At 37.4% G+C, this 15,752-nt stretch carries 15 protein-coding genes; 6 read left to right on the top strand and 9 right to left on the bottom strand.

Annotation, left to right across the window (positions count from 1 at the left end; genetic code table 11):
- Positions 1-30 precede the first annotated feature (30 nt).
- Positions 31-1,056: a hypothetical protein gene (locus GUU89_RS13775; protein ID WP_162128452.1), complete on the bottom strand. Its 1,026-nt coding sequence runs from the start codon at positions 1,054-1,056 to the stop codon at positions 31-33.
- A 220-nt stretch (positions 1,057-1,276) separates the two neighbouring features.
- Between GUU89_RS13775 and GUU89_RS13770 the strand changes: the two genes are divergently transcribed.
- Positions 1,277-2,332: a hypothetical protein gene (locus GUU89_RS13770; protein WP_162128451.1), complete on the top strand. Its 1,056-nt coding sequence runs from the start codon at positions 1,277-1,279 to the stop codon at positions 2,330-2,332.
- 2 nt (positions 2,333-2,334) lie between these two features.
- Positions 2,335-3,771 carry an MBOAT family O-acyltransferase gene (locus GUU89_RS13765; protein WP_162128450.1) on the top strand — a complete coding sequence of 479 codons (1,437 nt, stop codon included), beginning with the start codon at positions 2,335-2,337 and terminating at the stop codon, positions 3,769-3,771.
- Positions 3,772-3,848: 77 nt separating this feature from the next.
- On the opposite strand, the gene GUU89_RS13760 is transcribed toward GUU89_RS13765, so the two are convergent.
- The gene (locus GUU89_RS13760; protein ID WP_202924468.1) at positions 3,849-4,280 is read right to left on the bottom strand and encodes an SHOCT domain-containing protein; all 432 of its coding nucleotides are present in this window, start codon (positions 4,278-4,280) and stop codon (positions 3,849-3,851) included.
- Positions 4,281-4,433: 153 nt separating this feature from the next.
- Between GUU89_RS13760 and GUU89_RS13755 the strand changes: the two genes are divergently transcribed.
- On the top strand, positions 4,434-4,838 hold the full coding sequence (locus tag GUU89_RS13755; protein WP_162128449.1) for a response regulator: 405 nt from the start codon (positions 4,434-4,436) through the stop codon (positions 4,836-4,838).
- A 12-nt stretch (positions 4,839-4,850) separates the two neighbouring features.
- Here GUU89_RS13755 and GUU89_RS13750 read toward each other — a convergent pair whose 3' ends face one another.
- Together GUU89_RS13750 and GUU89_RS13745 are read right to left on the bottom strand one after the other, a co-directional pair.
- On the bottom strand, positions 4,851-5,558 hold the full coding sequence (locus GUU89_RS13750; RefSeq protein WP_162128448.1) for a DNA alkylation repair protein: 708 nt from the start codon (positions 5,556-5,558) through the stop codon (positions 4,851-4,853).
- Between the two features lie 78 nt (positions 5,559-5,636).
- Positions 5,637-7,184: a T9SS type A sorting domain-containing protein gene (locus GUU89_RS13745; RefSeq protein ID WP_162128447.1), complete on the bottom strand. Its 1,548-nt coding sequence runs from the start codon at positions 7,182-7,184 to the stop codon at positions 5,637-5,639.
- A gap of 499 nt (positions 7,185-7,683) precedes the next feature.
- Between GUU89_RS13745 and GUU89_RS13740 the strand changes: the two genes are divergently transcribed.
- Positions 7,684-8,259: a helix-turn-helix domain-containing protein gene (locus tag GUU89_RS13740; RefSeq protein ID WP_162128446.1), complete on the top strand. Its 576-nt coding sequence runs from the start codon at positions 7,684-7,686 to the stop codon at positions 8,257-8,259.
- 207 nt (positions 8,260-8,466) lie between these two features.
- Positions 8,467-10,563, top strand: coding sequence for an ATP-binding protein (locus tag GUU89_RS13735; RefSeq protein WP_162128445.1), 2,097 nt, complete (start codon positions 8,467-8,469; stop codon positions 10,561-10,563).
- A gap of 26 nt (positions 10,564-10,589) precedes the next feature.
- Here GUU89_RS13735 and GUU89_RS13730 read toward each other — a convergent pair whose 3' ends face one another.
- The 5 genes from GUU89_RS13730 to GUU89_RS13710 all read right to left on the bottom strand — a co-directional run bounded on the left by GUU89_RS13730 (position 10,590) and on the right by GUU89_RS13710 (position 15,018).
- On the bottom strand, positions 10,590-11,966 hold the full coding sequence (locus GUU89_RS13730; protein WP_162128444.1) for an alginate export family protein: 1,377 nt from the start codon (positions 11,964-11,966) through the stop codon (positions 10,590-10,592).
- Positions 11,967-12,061: 95 nt separating this feature from the next.
- On the bottom strand, positions 12,062-12,655 hold the full coding sequence (locus tag GUU89_RS13725) for a short chain dehydrogenase (protein ID WP_162128443.1): 594 nt from the start codon (positions 12,653-12,655) through the stop codon (positions 12,062-12,064).
- Between the two features lie 137 nt (positions 12,656-12,792).
- Positions 12,793-13,806 carry an NAD(P)/FAD-dependent oxidoreductase gene (locus GUU89_RS13720; protein ID WP_162128442.1) on the bottom strand — a complete coding sequence of 338 codons (1,014 nt, stop codon included), beginning with the start codon at positions 13,804-13,806 and terminating at the stop codon, positions 12,793-12,795.
- Positions 13,807-13,811: 5 nt separating this feature from the next.
- Positions 13,812-14,033 carry a hypothetical protein gene (locus GUU89_RS13715; protein WP_162128441.1) on the bottom strand — a complete coding sequence of 74 codons (222 nt, stop codon included), beginning with the start codon at positions 14,031-14,033 and terminating at the stop codon, positions 13,812-13,814.
- An 88-nt stretch (positions 14,034-14,121) separates the two neighbouring features.
- Positions 14,122-15,018: a helix-turn-helix domain-containing protein gene (locus tag GUU89_RS13710; RefSeq protein WP_202924467.1), complete on the bottom strand. Its 897-nt coding sequence runs from the start codon at positions 15,016-15,018 to the stop codon at positions 14,122-14,124.
- Positions 15,019-15,400: 382 nt separating this feature from the next.
- Between GUU89_RS13710 and GUU89_RS13705 the strand changes: the two genes are divergently transcribed.
- Positions 15,401-15,643, top strand: coding sequence for a hypothetical protein (locus tag GUU89_RS13705; RefSeq protein WP_162128440.1), 243 nt, complete (start codon positions 15,401-15,403; stop codon positions 15,641-15,643).
- Positions 15,644-15,752 lie beyond the last annotated feature (109 nt).

The raw sequence follows: 15,752 nt of genomic DNA, 5'->3' as shown, positions 1-15,752 counted from the left end.
CACTTCATGTGGTGGTTTTTTTTGTGATTATTATAGGTTTTGTGCTGTGGCAATATATTTTTCTAACTTTTCCTGAATGATTTGTAAAGGTGAAGCCAAAGCATTTATATATTGAAAATTACCTTCTCTTTTGTTGTCAATAGAAAGCTGAATCGGGCAGGCCTCACTTTGAATTGCATTTACTTTAAAGTCTTTGCTTTTGGTATCATAAAAAACATAAGGAGCGCCTGAAGAACCAAATCGGAAGTACCCTTTAATTAAATAACGCAATCCTTCAAAAGTATAATTTCCGCCAATTCTATCCTGAAAAAAGCTAAAATGGTCTGTAAAACCTTCAATTTGAGCTTTGTTGAGTAGCTTTCCAATTTCACTGGTTGGTGAGCTTTGCAGACAATAATACTGCTCCTGATTGTCATTTAAAATAGAAAAATCTACGGTTAGACTCGGCATGGCTTTAATCACTTCAGTCGGCGTATTTATGATACGGTACAACGCTATATCTTCGCTGTAAAAAGCCTCTACTAATTCTACTTCAACCAAAAATGTATGCCTGTTAATGCCTGATTCTTCAAAATATGTGTCTGAAGTAAAATGAGGTGTAAGCGAGGAGTCATTATAAAACTCATTGTTTTTAAATTGAATAATGAGATGGGGTTTGGCTATGTTTTTATCCATTAATGAAGTCCAACGGGTGTCAAAATTAATTTGCCTTAAAATATCAACGGCAAACTGATAATCACTGGGATTATTATTGGTCCAATACCGCTTGTTGTTTGTAGTATCTAACGGAAAACAAGTTTCAAACCATTGCGTTTGTGCCGAATTCAAATAGGGTAAAATAGCAGTTTCAAATACACTTTGCTCAATTGATTTAAATGTCTTTGCCTCGGTTTTCAAATTATGTGCTACCGAAAGAATCAATCCGTTGCCAATATGAAAAGCACAAATGTTATTTTCAAAATGACGGCGGTGGGGTTCATTCCGGTTTTGTATCCACATGATTCGGAATAGAGGAGAGGTTAATTCGTTTGTTAATTCCAATTGTTGTTGAAGCATCTTCTTTTTTAAGCTAATGTAACGAAAGATTATTGAATTTTAGTTCACTCCATTTTGAGTTCGATTTATTAACAGGAAAATCGTTAATAAGTAAAATAGGAGTATGTGTATGCCTCTTTATTAATTATTTAAATTTGAAATAGTTATGAGCAAATCCAGCATTCAATTCCCCACTTGATAGGATTGCATTTTATTTTTTACTAACCAACCTCTTTACAGTATGAATGAAAAATCGCTATTCAAGTCTGCTATGGTAACTTTGGTTATCGTAGTTTGTGTAGTCCTTGGTTATGAATTGTATTTAAGAAATCAGGGAATCTCTGTTGATTATGATGATGGACCGCCGTTATGGGCCGATAAACGCGCTCAAATTTATGGACCAACTGATAAAACGATTGTTTTTATAGGGTCTTCCCGAATCAAATATGATTTAGACAGAGCTACTTGGAGAAAACTCACCACCACACTACCGGTGCAGCTGGCCATGGAAGGCACTTGCCCGAGACCAGTTTTAACCGATTTAGCAAATGATCCTAACTTCAAAGGGAAATTGGTTATTGACGTAACCGAAGGTTTGTTCTTTAATATGGCACCCCCTTTTATGGAAACCGCGAACGAAAATATCAAATACTATTATGACCGAACACCGGCACAACGAGCTAGTTTTGAACTGAATAAAGTATTGGAATCAAAGTTTGCTTTTTTGGATAAGGATTTTTTGTCGACTAATGCCCGATTAGAAGCGCTACAAATTCCAAGTCGTCCGGGTGTTTTTATGATGCCGACATTTCCAATGAATTTTAAAAGAAATACTTTTGGCCGACAGGCTTATATGACCAATAGTTTTGTTGCCAATGAAGCCGAACGCAATCAAGTGAAAGCCATCTGGGGCTTTTTTGCTAAAATGGCTATGAGTGCTCCGCCAATGCCACCGGCTGCGTTTGATGCTATTTTTAAATCGGTTAAAGCTGATATTGATAAAATAAAAGCCCGTGGAGGTGAAGTAGTATTTGTGCGAACACCATCCAGCGGAGTCTATTTACAAGGTGAAAATATGGGGTTTCCCAGAGAAAAATTCTGGAACCGACTCTTAGCGGAAACAAAATGTCCCGGAATTCACTTCATGGATTATCCGGCTATAGCTCATTTTGACTGTCCTGAATTATCCCATTTAAAAAAGGCAGATGCCAAATTGTTTACCAAAGAGTTTTTCCGCTTACTGTCACAACAGCCCGGATTTACTTTTTTACAAAATACTAACCCTAAAAAACTGTAATTATGGTATTCAATTCGTACACTTTCGTCGTATTTTTTATACTGATATTATTCTTGCACAACTTACCGTTGTCGTGGAGGGTTAAGAAAATCAATTTACTGGCCGCCAGTTATATCTTCTATGCTGCTTGGAATCCCCCTTTTATACTGTTGCTGTGGTTGTCAACAGTAGTCGATTTCTTTGTGGGAAGAGCTTTGTATACCCAAGAGAACCCGCATAAAAAGAAACTCTTATTAGTCATCAGTCTGATTGGCAATTTAGGCATGCTCTGTTTCTTTAAATACGGTACTTTTTTGCTCGATAATTTTGTTGCAGTTTGCCATTTGGTTGGGTTCAATTTTCATCCGGCTACACCTAATATTATTCTGCCGGCAGGGATTTCGTTTTACACTTTTACCACCTTGTGTTATACGATTGATATGTTCAAAAAGAGAAGTGAACCGGTAAAATCACTGCTCGACTTTTCCTTGTTCGTGACTTTCTTTCCGCACTTGGTGGCAGGACCAATAGTAAGACCTCCGCAATTAGTCTCTCAGTTTGAATCGCCAAGAGTTGCTTCGCGCAAGCAAATGATGGATGGTTTATTACTGCTTACGTTAGGTTTATTCATGAAAGTAGTTTTGGCCGATAGTATGTTGTCGGACACGGCTGATACCGTTTTTGATGCCCATGATGCTTTGCCTATGCTTGATGCTTGGATTGGTGTGTTTGCTTTTTCGGGACAAATTTTTCTTGATTTTGCCGGCTATTCTACTTGTGCTATTGGTGTAGCATTGTGTTTAGGTTTTGTACTGCCTCAAAATTTCAATTATCCATATGCCGCTATAGGCTTTTCCGATTTTTGGAAACGTTGGCACATTACTTTGTCAAGTTGGTTAAGAGACTATTTATACATTCCGTTAGGAGGTAATCGTCATGGTAAAATGAGGACATATTTTGCCCTAATGATGACTATGTTATTAGGCGGATTATGGCATGGTGCCAATTGGACGTTTGTAGCTTGGGGTGGTTTGCATGGCATTTACCTTTGGGTAGAGAAATATTATAAAGATCGTAAAAACATCGATAACCCTAAAGGCATTGTCGATGAAAACAGTCAATGGGTTGGTTTTTTCTATGCCTTTTTAACGTTTATGCTGGTGAATGTAACTTGGGTGTTTTTCCGTTCGGATACATTTGGAAAAGCTTGGCAATTACTTTGTGCAATGTCTGGGTTTGCTTCAGGAGATAAAGCCTTATTAACTACGTTAGCCATTTTAAAGGTTGCTATTATTGTCCCGTTGATTTTGTTATGCCACTGGGTAATGCGCAATACCAAAGTGCTCGATGTAGCTCATAGAGTATCGTGGCTGTGGCTAAGTTTAGTTTGGTCATTTCTGTTATTGGCTATTATTTTCGCTCAAGAAAGTGGTAGCTCCTTTATCTATTTTCAATTTTAAGTTAAGTATTTAATTGAAAGTAAAAGAGACGCGAATATCGCGTCTCTTTTGTTTATATTTTAAAGTATATTAGGGTATTATTGCCCCAACATTTTTCTTTTTTGTTGGTCAAACTCTTCAGAAGTTATCACACCGGCATCTACCAATTCTTTCAGTTTCTTCAACTCATCAGCTAAGCTGGATGAAGGCTGAGTCTGTGTTGGTGACGATTCACGCTGACTGTTTTTTACTTCCAGCTTGCCTTTTTCTATACCTTCCTTAATTTGTTTTACTTCGGCTTTTGTAAACCCGTTAGCCGCCATCATAGTACCTCCTGCAAAAATGGTAATTGAAGAAAAGCCTACTAAAGGGGTATCAATTTCTACTGAAGCAATATGCTCGTAATCAAAATGTTTGGTTTCTCCGCTAAAAAGCCCCGGAATTTTAATAGTAACTCCGGTGGGTTCTAAATAAATCTCTGCGGGAAATATTTTGTTGCCGGAAGAAAGGCGAGAAGCTATAAATTTCATGATATCAATTTTAATTTTAACGACGCAAAGATAGGAAAAACTAAAGCGAAGACCACACAAGAAATTCATGTTGAAATTATACAACGAAATCCCATTATCATGTAAAAATTTTGATCGGTAATCCACTAATTTTAATATTATAAAACAGTGATTATGGAAACTTCTTTATCGATATTTTATCTTAATAACAGCCATGATGATTTGGCCAGTTTTAAAAATGTGGCTGAAGAATTAGGGAATAAAGTTTTGGTGTTTAAGGGTGGTTATGAGATGTTACAGGCACTTAGAAGCCAAACCACAACTCCCGATATGATATTTTTGGATACACACATGCCAATTGTTAATGGTGAAGAAGTGTTGGAGGTGTTAAAAAAATCCAGAGAATGGAAGAACATTCCTGTGGTTATCGTTTCCGGTGCTTTTCCCAAAAAACTGGCCCGTCATTTTTTTCAAATGGGTGCCAATTATTTAATGAAAAAACACCACAATCCTAATTATAAAAACGACATAACACAAGCACTCCAAATTAATTTACACAAACCTCAAGCGGCCAGTTGAAAATTTAATGCCTTAGCATTTCAATTTCTTTTTTTTCTTACCAATTGTACCTCTGTCACTGGCTTTTTTAATATAATCAGTTGCTAAAGGGACTTTGCAGGCGGTGCCATTCATATCTACACTTAGTATCCCAATTTTATTAGCAGTGGCAACGGCATCTTCGGATAATTCAGCTATATAGGTTCCGACGGCTATAATAAAACCATTCATAGCTTGTTTTTCGCGGTTTCCTGCGGTATGTATTTCATTTGCTACTCGGGTTAATAAATTTTTATAGACGGCGATGTCTAATTCGCTGTCAGTTTTGAGTGTAGCCCAGCCTCCTAAAGTAGCCCAACCCGCTACAGCTATGTGTTCTTTCTTAGCATCAATCCATTGCAGGCCCATTTCAAAACCATACCGACTACCGGCCGCTACCCATGGTAAGGCGTAAGTGTTAATGTTGTTGGACTCTGCCATTTCCACCCAAGTTTGCAAATCTTCCTTCGTCATTTTTTCATCATCGGCAATTAAGCCCGCCAAGTACATAGCATCTGCATTACCGGTAGCATAAAGCTCTAGTGCCAGCGCATAATCCTTTTTAATTTTCTTTTCAATGATTTTTAGGTACTCAATTTTAACTCCAAAAAAGGGTTCTTTTACACCATGTTTGAGCAAAATGTTTTTAATGGTGTCGCTGCCCTTGGCCTCGAGTTCATTCATGATATCGGAAACTGTCATTTTAATTACGAATTATAAATTATGAATTGATAATACTAACGTAAAGATAGTAATATTGAATTTATGTTAAAAACAGAATTACGCTTTTACAAAACGAATGACTTGGTTGTTTTCTAATCGGATAAAATAGGTTCCTTTGGGTAGAGTTGTAATATCGATTGTGGTTGTTTCGTTCCTACAGTTTACGGTTTTTAATTTTTGTCCCAAAAGATTGTAGATACTGGCCGTTTCGGTATAATCCTTAGCCGCAAGGACTAAAGTAGTTTGCGCAGGATTGGGATAAACCGATATACTGTGCAGTGATGGACTGTTTACATTTAGTGTTGTGGTATTAAGTTTGGACACAAAGGGATAATAGGCAAAACCGGCTGAATTATGTGTTAGCGCATCAAAAGTTACATCCCCGTTGACTATACCGGTTAGTACCACATTGTTATCCGGTAATACCGTAATGCCATCAGCTCGGTCTTCTGAGTTGCCTCCGGCCAATTTAGCCCATAACACTTCCCCTTGCGGATTGTATTTTAATACTATTAGGTCATGGTTAAAACCTGCTGTTTGTGTGCTTATTGTTGGACTCCATTGAATAGTTCCTCTGGTTCTGGCCGTTAGGTATAAATTTCCATTGGTATCCAACGCCAGATAATTGCGGTTACCTACTATGACTTCTCCGGCTCCGGGCACTTCTTTCACCCATTGGTAAACACCATTCGAATTGAGTTTAGCCAAAAAGAAATCGCTAAAGCCATTAATGGGACCTTCAGTAGTGAGGTTTCCAAAAGTATAATTTCCAAATAAATAGGAACTGAAATAGACTTCATCAGGAGTACGAACCAATACCTGTGGCTCAGGACAGGTAACATCTTCCACAAAATGCATCCATTGCATTTGACCGTAGGAGTTGTATTTGACCAAGTAGGTATTATAGGGCAAAGTATTCGTCATGGGAGTCCCATTGAAGCTTACATTGGTTTCGGCACAGGAACCTGTAGCGAAGATGTTTCCTTCAGTATCTATACTTACACTTGAAATAGATTTTACTTGTGTTTGTGTAATTAGCTGTAGTGAATTTCCATTGGCATCCAGTTTTTCAATATATGAATCCATATAAGTGTCATAACCAATGTAAATATTTTGTTGCTCGTCAATAGCCAATGCCTTAAAATGTTCTACAAACATATCGGGTATGGTTTTGTGCCATAGCAAATTTCCGTTGTTGTCAAATTTTAATAAAATAGGTTTTACTCCTTGAAGATTGGTCGTCAGATGTAAATCATCCACCTGAATTTCATCAATGTAAGCTGCCGCAATATATAAATTACCAGCACCGTCAACCAACATTTTATAGGCATTGACTGTACCGCTAATAACTTTACTAAATACTACTTGTCCGCTAGGATTGAATTTCAAAAACCAAAGATTGCCAAAGATATCTGTATAAGGATGGGCATTATCTTTAAATCCACATACAAAAGTGTTTCCCAGCTGATCAGTAGCGGTTGGATACCCAATGCCTTCGGGATTAGCACTAAAAGTTATAGCAGGCGTTGCTAACCATTCAAAGGTTTGAGCTTGTAATAATGCTGAAAGAACCAGTAAAAGACCTGTGATGTACAGCTTTTTCATAAAATGTAATTTAAGTACATTACAAAGTTCGTAAAAAGCAAAATACGCTCAACTTAATTAAGGTTTACATGAGGTAAACAAATCGTGTTTACTTTTAATAGGATGCTTAACAAAGGTTTTCAGAGGCCATGTATATCCAAAATAAAAGCAAATTTTTCTGTTGAAGTAAGATCCCAAAATTATATAATGCGTTCCCAAAGTTCTATAATAGTGGGGTTGTAGTGTCACCTTATCTTTGTCTTATAAATAACAATAAATCATTAATCATTATGAAAACAGTTGAAAACCAGTGCCAATGTGCACCCGAAACCACAAACGTAAAATGCAGCAATCCAAATTGTACCTGCGAAAATTGTAATTGTGGTGCTGATTGTACTTGTGCTTCTTGTCAATAACATTAGCACAGTAAAAATTAAGTTAAGCCGTTCCTCAAAGGAGCGGCTTATTTTGTATGGCTAATAGCTCTTATTTTTTCATTTCAAATTACTAACTTTACCTTATGAACACTCCTGTACTTTTAGTCAAAAATATGGTTTGCCAACGTTGTGTGATGATGGTGGAAGCTATTTTAACAGCTGAAGAAATTGCATTTCACAAGGTTGTTTTTGGCGAAATTCATTTAACAACGGCTCTAACACCCATCAAAAAAGAAATCCTGAAAGCAAAATTAAATCAAGTAGGTTTTGAACTTATTGATAGCCCTATAGGTGGTGTAGTTGAAAAAATTAAACAGTTGGTTATTAAAAGAGCTCGTAATGAAGCCGAAGGGGAGGACAGTAAAAGCAAGCTGTCGGTTTACTTGTCGGATAAACTGCATCATGAATATACTTACCTGAGTAGTTTATTCTCGGCGGTTGAAGGCCGTACCATCGAAAATTATTTTATTGAACAACGCATCGAAAAAGCCAAAGAACTACTGGTTTACGATCAACTTACCCTGTCGCAAATTGCATTTCAATTAGAATACAGCAGTGTGGCACATCTTTCTACCCAATTTAAAAAGATAACCGGATTAACACCAACTTACTTTAAAGAAATAGGCTCTCAAAAACGTAAAGCATTGGACCAAGTTTAAAAGCAATATATCTTTAAGTTATAAATTTATTTGTGATACTTTACTTATAGGTATTACTCTTGTTGAGATAAGATATTGATAAAAAAACATTCAGTTTTTCAGATAAAACAATTTATTTTAGTTAAAATGATATAGTATTAACATGCTATAAGTGTTGGAGTAAAGTTTTTTTAGTATTTTGGTCACCCCTAAATCTTAAAAATAACGATGGTAGTTAAAAAAACATACCCTAAAATAGTACTGCTGATCTTTTCGTCCAGTATTATTTTTATACTGCTTTATTCTTCGCTGTATTATTACAACCTTAAAGTTCAGGAGCAGGTTTACAACGATTCCACCCAACAATACCAGAGCCAGATTACGCAATTGCTTGAGATGAACGCCAAGCCCATTTCGGTTTATATAAATAATGATACTAATTGGGATGAGTTTGAGACTTTTATTAAAAAAAAGGATATTGTTTGGTACAATCAAATTATTGCTAAGGAAATAGGTATTTATAAGGCTGATTATATGGTGGCTTACAATGCTCAAAAAGAGTTTGTTACCCACACACTTACTGCAAAATTTAATGAAAAACTCGCTATGCCGGCACAAGCTATGGCCGCATTAGACCGTCAGGGGTTGAGTCACTTTTATTTACAAACCCCTCTGGGAGCCACTGAGGTTTTTGGCGCTTCGGTTCATCCGTCATTTGATTTGCATAAAAATAAAACCCCTTCGGCCGGCTATTTCTTTGTTGTACGTTTGCTTGATACGGCTTACCTGAATAGTCTCGAAAAGTTAACCGGATCAAATATTAAACTTCAAAATCAATGCATTTCACCGGTTTATAACAGTAATATCATCACTAGCCAAGTCGCTTTAACCAAGTATGATGGAACCACCATAGGCTGTTTATCATTTGAACGTAATTTTGAGGTTTACTTTGAAAATACGACTACCATACTTTACTTGATTGTTTTTACTTTTTTTATCAATTTATTGCTTAGCCTTTTACTCACGCGCAATTGGGTATATTATCCGCTGCACTTGATTCGGAATGTACTTGAAACCGGAGATAAAAAATCGATTACCGAACTCAAAAGTACTACTGGTGAGTTTAGGTATATCGGCAATCTTTTTGAAGAAAATAACCGCCACAAAAAAGAGCTGGTAGATGCTAAGATTAAGGCCGAAGAAAGTGACCAATTGAAATCTTCGTTTTTGGCTAATTTGTCACACGAAATCAGAACTCCTATGAACGCTATCAATGGATTTACCGATTTGCTGATGACCACCAACCTAACTGATGCTGAAAAACAAGAATACCTTCAGGTAATTGACAAAAGCGGTAAAAACTTAGTGTCTATTATTGATGATTTGATAGAGATGTCTAAAATCGATTCCAATCAAATTACACCAAACTATTCGAGTCTTAATCTGGAAGCATGTATTCATGAGTTGTACGAAACCATAAAAATAACCATTCCTAAAACCAAAAAAGTATTCTTACGCATCAAAGAAACAACCACGCCACCCAACCGCAATATCATTACCGATGAAACCAAATTCAAACAGATACTTACCAATTTAATTACTAACGGAATCAAATATACCGAAACCGGAGTGGTGAGTTTTGGGTACCAAATTGACGAAGAAAACCAACAGCTTATTTTTCAGATAGAGGACACCGGATTGGGTATCACCGAAGAAAATCAAAAATATATCTTTGACCGTTTTAAAAGAGTAGATACCGATTTGGCCATACGGGAAGGTGGTTTAGGACTGGGACTGGCCATTACCAAAGCCTATGTCGAAATTCTGCAGGGTTCCATCAGCCTGAATTCAGTACTTGGTAAAGGCTCCGTTTTTTCGTTTACCATTCCGCTACAATACGACCGTTTACCGGTACTGCCTAAGGAACCGGTGACACTCGTAAAAGAAATCCATAACGATAGTTCGGTTACCGTGCTTATAGCTGAAGATGATAACATCAATTTCTTGCTGTTGCAAAAAATACTCAAGCTTCGAAATTTTAATATTATACGTGCCCTAAACGGCCAGGAGGCAGTAACCATTTGTCTTGAAAATCCTTCGGTGGCTATTGTACTGATGGATATTAAAATGCCTGTGATGAATGGGTTTCAAGCGCTCGAAATTATTCACTCATTTCGTCCGGGCTTACCGGTTATTGCTCAAACAGCTTATGCGTCTAAGGAAGATGAAGAGCGTATCTTCTCGGCCGGATTTACCAATTATATCACTAAGCCTTTAAATAAAGAAAAACTTTTTGCTATTATGAAAGAGCATCTCGGTGAATAGGTGTAAAGATACTAATTTTAGTGTTTTTAAAATCTAAAAGCGGATTTGAATGACAGGTAAAGAATGTCTTTCCCGACACCGGTTGCTTTAGGATAACTGCCTATATCAAAATAGGAAGCATCAAGAGCAAAAGATACGTTTTTGGTTTGCTGGTAATTGGTTTCTAAGACATAAAGTTGACCTAGTGTTTTCTTATTAGTTATAAAAAGCGCATTGGGTTTTGGTCGGTTTTGCACCATACCGGGCGAATAAGTGCCATCCTGATTGCTGTTTCGTCCCATGAAAAAAACTTGTGCCAGCACATTCAACTTCTGAACCGGATTTATTTTTACATAAGGCGATAAACTTACCATGTTGGTGGCGCCTATTGGAGCAACTAACCCATAAGCGGGTTTGGCGTACAATAAATTATAAGTGTTTAATTTACCATCAGTACTGTCTTTATCACCCGAAGCTAAACTAACAGCTAGCCCAATGATTCCTTTTTTAGCGGGAAGTACAGTTATATTTACATCAGCTAAGACACTGTATGCCTCAATGGTTAAATCGTTAAACTTTCCGGTTTGGTAGGCACCTTCCAATTCAAAGTTTACGATTTTCAAGTTTGAAAATAACCGTATACCACAAGTCTGTCGGTTTTCGTAACCCGATTGGTAATTATACTTTTGGTCTCGTGATTGGAAGTTAACCAAAAAGTAATCCAATCCCAATTTACGATTGGCATAGAACTGAGTACCGTAAATTCCTAATAACCCATCATGCATGCTTTCATCATCAAAGACATATTGTTTTGAAATTACTTTGGAAACGGCAAAGAAATCGAGTGAACCGTTTTTGAATTTTCGTTTTACCAACAATCCGTCGAAAGCCTGACGGGTATTAGGGCCTTCCCTGAAAGTTATCAGCCTATGATTGCCGTAAAACAGTTCCTGATGGCCTAATCGGAAATTCCAGTTGTTGAATTTTAATTCGCCAAAAGCTTGGTGCAAACTTAGCTGGTTCTCTTCAATTTCGGGCACCATAGGATTGTCATTAAAAAACCGTGCGGTATTGCTTAGCTGCATAAAAAACCGAAAATGACTGCCAAGTTCTATATCGGTATGTATCATAAGACGATGCCAAAGCTGTGAAATAGTAGCATCGGAATAGGTGGGTGGTACATCTCCAAAGTTCAGATGATTGTAATGTTGTACTTGTTCACGCCATTCACCACCAAACGAAATGAAATGGTTCTTTCCTAATGGGATATATTTTAATTGGTCAAGCCCTTTTTTTAAACTGTCTTTTCTTAAGACCGTAAAGTCATCGTCATAGCGCACCCAACTGATTTTGTTTTGAGCGCCTGAATTGTAAGCTATCAGAGAAGCTATAAGCGTGGCGAGGTAAATAATATATTTTGTCATGCTGATTGTTTTGATTTAAATGATGATTGAAACGATTGGAAAACCACAGGCCATTACCATTGCAATAATGACCCATGGAGCTATCGCTTGAGCGATTAAGGTTTGATTACATGACCGGTTACTTTGCCAAATACACTTTTGCGGAACATGAATTCCAATTGTCTCATAGTAGTTGGAATTTCTCCGGGGAAGTATGGGAAATATTGTGGTGAGTCTTCAATAACAGTTGGACTTACCGCATTGATACGAATGCCATTTTCCAATTCAATTGCTGCAGCACGAACAAAACCTTCCACGGCACCATTAGCCGCTGATGCATTAGCAAAGTTTACCTGAGGCTCGTGGGTTAAGGCTCCGGTAATTAAGGTAAAAGATCCTTTAGGGTTAATGTACTTTTGGCCAATTAACACCAAATTAATTTGCCCCATCATTTTACCTTCGACCCCTTGTCTGAAAGTTGAATCATTCAGTTTGCCCCAAGGTCCGACGAAAGTGGGTCCGGCGGTTGAAATTAAAGCGTCGAAAGTGCCCACCTGTTTAAACATGTTTTCGATTGATTCAGTTGAAGTGATGTCAGCATCGATGTCACCGTCTTTTGAGGCAACTTTGATAACTTCATGCTCCTTTTCTAACGCTTTTACTAAGTGTGTTCCCATGGTGCCTGTAGCCCCTACAATAATGATTTTCATAATAATGATATTTAATATTTAATTGTTTATTTTTTCTTCGACAAAGGTATTTCTGTGCATTGGCCTGTTAGTAGGACAAAAATTAAGTCGGATAGGACATTTTTAAAGTAATTTACTATCCTACAGTTTGATCCCTTTTAAAATTGTTCGAGTATCAGTTTTTTACTGACCGCCATACCCGCAGTGGTTCCCATAGCCACAGCATTGGCAACCGCTCGCAATCGGGTAGTATTGTCGCCGCAAGCGTAAACACCATCAATCGTGGTTTCCTGAAATCCATTGACCTTGATATACCCATCTTCATTCATTTCGCATCCTAATGACTCGGGAATGGTACAATGCTGTACAAAAGGTCTCGGAGAATATAGGACGTTTAGAGGAACGGTACTGCCATCGGTGAAAACTATGACTTTCAGGTGACCGGTGTTATGGTCTAGTTTTGTGATTTCCTTTTCTACCACTTTAATATGGTGCTTTTGCAGTTTGGCCAGTTGTTCTGTTGTTAAAGTTGCTTGGCCATTGGTGTAGATAGTCAAGTCGCCGGTCCAGTTGGCAATCATTTTTGCCAATTCAAATGCATAGTCGCCGTTGCCAAGAATGCCTGTTGCGGTATCGCGAACTTCGTAGCCATGACAATAAGGGCAATGTAATACGGATATTCCCCAGCAGGCCTCAAAACCGGCTATTTTGGGCATAACATCTTTTATACCTGTAGCGAAGATTATTTTGGACGCTTGGAATTTTTCTCCCCATTCTGTTTCTATGTCAAAGCCTTTTTTTGTTTTCGTTCCTTTTGAGGCTATGCCGTTAAAGAAATTGATATTAGGATATTTTGCGACTTGTTCTTTACCAATAGAGGCAATTCCTTTTGGCGTATTACCATCCTGAGTCAGGAAATTATGGGAGTAAGGGGTTTGGGCATTGCAGGGATGACCACTGTCAATAACTAAAACCTGTTTTAAGGCTCTTCCCAAAGCCATAGCTGCGGCCAATCCGGAATAACTGCCTCCGATGATGATAACATCAAATGATTTTGTAGTGTTCATGAAAGTATTGATTGAAGATTTTGTAAACGAAATGGGTAAAACCACGGCGGTAAGTGCCAATCCACTTTGTTTGATGAATTGGCGTCTTGAGGAAACAGGTTTCATCCCTATTATTTATCCTTATTGGAGTTGATTTGACGGAATATGAAATCTATAAAAGGAACACCAATAAATACCAGCCAAGGGACTAAGGCCACCGTGAGTATAAATGTGCGTTGGTATAATGGCAATGCAGTTAAGGCTTTACCAAACACCAATAAAAAAAGTGTGATTGACGGATAAATAGCCAGCCATATCTTTAAGGAGGCCAGTAGTTTCATTTTTGTTTTCATACGGATTTCTTTTTTGAAATAATTTATGAGGCAAAATTACTTCGACAGCCAACCTTACCGGTAGGACAAAAATGGAGATGAATAGGACTTATTTAGAGTTTTGTCTAAACGTTTCCGGGGAGAAAGAAGTATGTTTCTTAAAAAAGCGAATGAAATAGGAAGCGTCATCGTACCCTAAGTTATAGGCAATCTGACTGACCTGATTGGAGGTGGCTAACAATTGTCGTTTGGCTTCCAGTAGAATATAATCGGTTATAATTTCGGAAGGCGTTTTGTTTAGCAACGTTTTTGTTATGGCGCTTAATTGATAAGAAGACAAATGCAATAAGTTAGTATACTGCGAAACTTGTTTCAACGTAGTTATGTTGGTTTCAACTAAGGCTAAAAAGTCTTCCAGTTTTTCCTGTGCATACGGAGTGCCTTTTGCTGTGGACTGTACTTTATCCTGTCGTTGGCGCAGCAATTCGATAAGCAATATGCTAAGGTTGGCTTTTAACACTTCCTGATATCCTTTTGCTTTAGTCGTATATTCTTTTAAAGCCTCAGCCAATATAACTTCCATTTTATGAAATCCATCCGGCTTTAGTTGATATAAAGAAAATTGGATTAGTTTGGTTAAATGATTTTGGGCCGCACTGTTATGTGAATACAAAAAATCAGTTTTAAACTGTACCAAATAGCCAGTGCTTCCGGCCTTTATATGCAACTGATGCACTTGTCCGGGACGCAATAAGAAAACCGTATGGTAGCCAATGTCATAAGCCGTAAAGTCAATTTCATGAGAACCGGCTCCTTTTTGCAAAGCCAACAGCAAATAAAAATCATGCCGATGAAGTTCCTGCACCAAGTCCTTGCCCGACAACAGAGTTTCAATAGCCCTAATGCTGAAACTACCTGAGAGGTTAGGCTCTTTGAGTGTCTCCGGTATATGTCTTATCGGAATGTTTTCCATTGTTACTTGTTTCTTTGCTGTGGTGTACAACATTTTTTCAAAGATACTTAAGTTTTAGCAGAAGCGGAATGGCAAAAGTACTTTCAATTTTGTTTTAAAAGGAACCGGACAAGAGCTTTTTGTTAGGATTAGGGCATGATTTTTATTTGCTGTTGCCTGAAGAAAAGGCAATGGTGTCATAATGTAAATTAGGATAAGAAAGCGGTACAAGTTTGAATTTTTAGTTTTTTATTGATAAAACGGAAGTATGGCTGAGTAGGTGGTAGTTACGTTTTTTAAGTTAGCAAGAGGATGTTGGTACAGTTATATTTTCGATGAACTACATCTTTTTTTAACAGTGCGCTTCGGTTTATTTAACATAGTTTGCCAAATGGTTTAGGTACTTTTGCTATACCAAAACTAAATAACACCTACTATGTCTAACTTTACTGTCTTTGAGTATACTCAGAGCATGCGTATCCCTTTAGTAATCGAATATTTTTTCGAAGGCGAAAAGATTGCCGATCCTGCTGCTTTCTTTGAAAAGAACCCGGGTGTTTTTGAGCTTTTTTTTCCGTCCCACGAAGAAACGTTGGACATGATTAACAAGAAAATATTATACTATCAAACCCACAAACTAATTGTTTCAGAGTATGGGTTTTATTTGATACATCTGTAAAAAGCTGTACTTCCTGCTTAAACAAACTTAACAACTTGTTTTATAGCATTTCTTTCCCATTGTAGGCATCTCAAATCTTTTATCTTTTGCCACGATTATCATTTAATTG

It is taken from the genome of Flavobacterium phycosphaerae (assembly GCF_010119235.1).
Lineage (GTDB): Bacteria > Bacteroidota > Bacteroidia > Flavobacteriales > Flavobacteriaceae > Flavobacterium > Flavobacterium phycosphaerae.
Note: the sequence above shows the minus strand (reverse complement) of the source record. Positions and strands in the feature narration are given on the sequence as shown.

Bases quoted from the DNA above. Each gene is read 5' to 3' on its own strand.
- GUU89_RS13775 (WP_162128452.1), bottom strand. From the start codon at position 1,056: ATGCTTCAACAACAATTGGAATTAACAAACGAATTAACCTCTCCTCTA.
- GUU89_RS13770 (WP_162128451.1), top strand. From the start codon at position 1,277: ATGAATGAAAAATCGCTATTCAAGTCTGCTATGGTAACTTTGGTTATC.
- GUU89_RS13765 (WP_162128450.1), top strand. From the start codon at position 2,335: ATGGTATTCAATTCGTACACTTTCGTCGTATTTTTTATACTGATATTA.
- GUU89_RS13760 (WP_202924468.1), bottom strand. From the start codon at position 4,280: ATGAAATTTATAGCTTCTCGCCTTTCTTCCGGCAACAAAATATTTCCC.
- GUU89_RS13755 (WP_162128449.1), top strand. From the start codon at position 4,434: ATGGAAACTTCTTTATCGATATTTTATCTTAATAACAGCCATGATGAT.
- GUU89_RS13750 (WP_162128448.1), bottom strand. From the start codon at position 5,558: ATGACAGTTTCCGATATCATGAATGAACTCGAGGCCAAGGGCAGCGAC.
- GUU89_RS13745 (WP_162128447.1), bottom strand. From the start codon at position 7,184: ATGAAAAAGCTGTACATCACAGGTCTTTTACTGGTTCTTTCAGCATTA.
- GUU89_RS13740 (WP_162128446.1), top strand. From the start codon at position 7,684: ATGAACACTCCTGTACTTTTAGTCAAAAATATGGTTTGCCAACGTTGT.
- GUU89_RS13735 (WP_162128445.1), top strand. From the start codon at position 8,467: ATGGTAGTTAAAAAAACATACCCTAAAATAGTACTGCTGATCTTTTCG.
- GUU89_RS13730 (WP_162128444.1), bottom strand. From the start codon at position 11,966: ATGACAAAATATATTATTTACCTCGCCACGCTTATAGCTTCTCTGATA.
- GUU89_RS13725 (WP_162128443.1), bottom strand. From the start codon at position 12,655: ATGAAAATCATTATTGTAGGGGCTACAGGCACCATGGGAACACACTTA.
- GUU89_RS13720 (WP_162128442.1), bottom strand. From the start codon at position 13,806: ATGAAACCTGTTTCCTCAAGACGCCAATTCATCAAACAAAGTGGATTG.
- GUU89_RS13715 (WP_162128441.1), bottom strand. From the start codon at position 14,033: ATGAAAACAAAAATGAAACTACTGGCCTCCTTAAAGATATGGCTGGCT.
- GUU89_RS13710 (WP_202924467.1), bottom strand. From the start codon at position 15,018: ATGTTGTACACCACAGCAAAGAAACAAGTAACAATGGAAAACATTCCG.
- GUU89_RS13705 (WP_162128440.1), top strand. From the start codon at position 15,401: ATGTCTAACTTTACTGTCTTTGAGTATACTCAGAGCATGCGTATCCCT.